General features: G+C 69.0%; 2 protein-coding genes. Both read right to left on the bottom strand.

The genetic code is table 11. The annotated features are described in order from the left end of the window. A partial coding sequence (locus PHY01_RS26070; protein WP_174824164.1) for a phytanoyl-CoA dioxygenase family protein occupies positions 1-513 on the bottom strand: 513 nt, incomplete at its 3' end. Between the two features lie 3 nt (positions 514-516). Next, entirely contained in the window at positions 517-927 is a 411-nt protein-coding gene (locus PHY01_RS26065; protein WP_141282928.1) for an ectoine synthase, read from the bottom strand. Positions 928-1,051 lie beyond the last annotated feature (124 nt).

The following is a 1,051-nucleotide window of genomic DNA, read 5'->3' as shown; positions in this document are numbered from 1 at the left end:
GACCGCCCGCGGCGACGGCATGCCGTCCTCGGCGTGCCAGGTCTCGAAGTCGGAGTGCCAGTAGAAGCCACCGCCGCCGAAGCCGGGCTTGTAGTTGATCCGGCTCTGGTGCACGTAGACCTCGGAGCCGAGGATCTGCCGCGCCCGGCCGGCCACCCGCTCGTCGGCGATCAGCTCGGCGATCCTCGGGCTCAGCGCGTGCACCTCGAACACCGAGCGCACCTGCCCCGACGACTTCTCGATGACCGTCCGCTCGTCGGCGTGCACGGCGGGGTCGGTGGCCAGGCGGTCGAGCTCGCCGGCGAACTCCGTCACCTCGTCGGGGGTGAGCAGCTGCGGCACCGTGACGAACCCGTCACGCTCGTGCGCGGCCAGTTCCTCGGGCGACAGCGGCCCCGGTGCGGTGCTCCACACCGTGGGCTCCGCCCGATCGATGACCACAGGGCGGTCGGCCACCCGGGTCGGGTAGCGGTCGCCGTGGCGCGCGGTGCGTCGTCGGTCCGTGACTGCCATACCTTACGAAGCCTCCTTCTCCTCCTCGTCCACCGTGATCAGCGGGTACACGCCGTTCTCGTCGTGTACCTCGCGCCCGGTGACGGGAGGGTTGAACACGCACACCGTCCGCATCTGCGTGCGCGGACGCAGCTGGTGGCGCTCGTTTCCGTTGAGGACGTAGATCGACCCGGGCGCGAGCGCGTAGGTCGTGTCGTTGTCCTTGTCGTACAGCTCGCCCTCACCTTCGGTGATGAAGACGGCCTCGATGTGGTTCGCGTACCAGAAGTCGTTGACGGTCCCGGCCTTGAGCACCGTCTCGTGCACCGAGAAGCCGACGCGGTCGCCGCCGAGCACGATGCGCTTGCTGCGCCAGTTCTCGGTCTCGACGTCGCGGTCGGTACCGGTGATCTCGTCGAGCGTGCGGACGATCATCTACTGGGACATCCCTTCGGTGACGGTGGCGACGGACTCCGCGACGATGGCGAGGCCCTCCTCGAGCTCGTCGTCGGTGACGGTCAGGGCCGGGAGGATCTTCATGACCTCGTCGGACGGGCCT

Origin of the sequence: Pseudonocardia hydrocarbonoxydans (genome assembly GCF_006539565.1) — a bacterium.
Classification (GTDB): Bacteria; Actinomycetota; Actinomycetes; order Mycobacteriales; family Pseudonocardiaceae; genus Pseudonocardia; species Pseudonocardia hydrocarbonoxydans.
Note: the sequence above shows the minus strand (reverse complement) of the source record. Positions and strands in the feature narration are given on the sequence as shown.

Excerpts from the sequence above, each read along its gene's own strand:
- PHY01_RS26065 (WP_141282928.1), bottom strand. The coding sequence starts at position 927 with ATGATCGTCCGCACGCTCGACGAGATCACCGGTACCGACCGCGACGTC.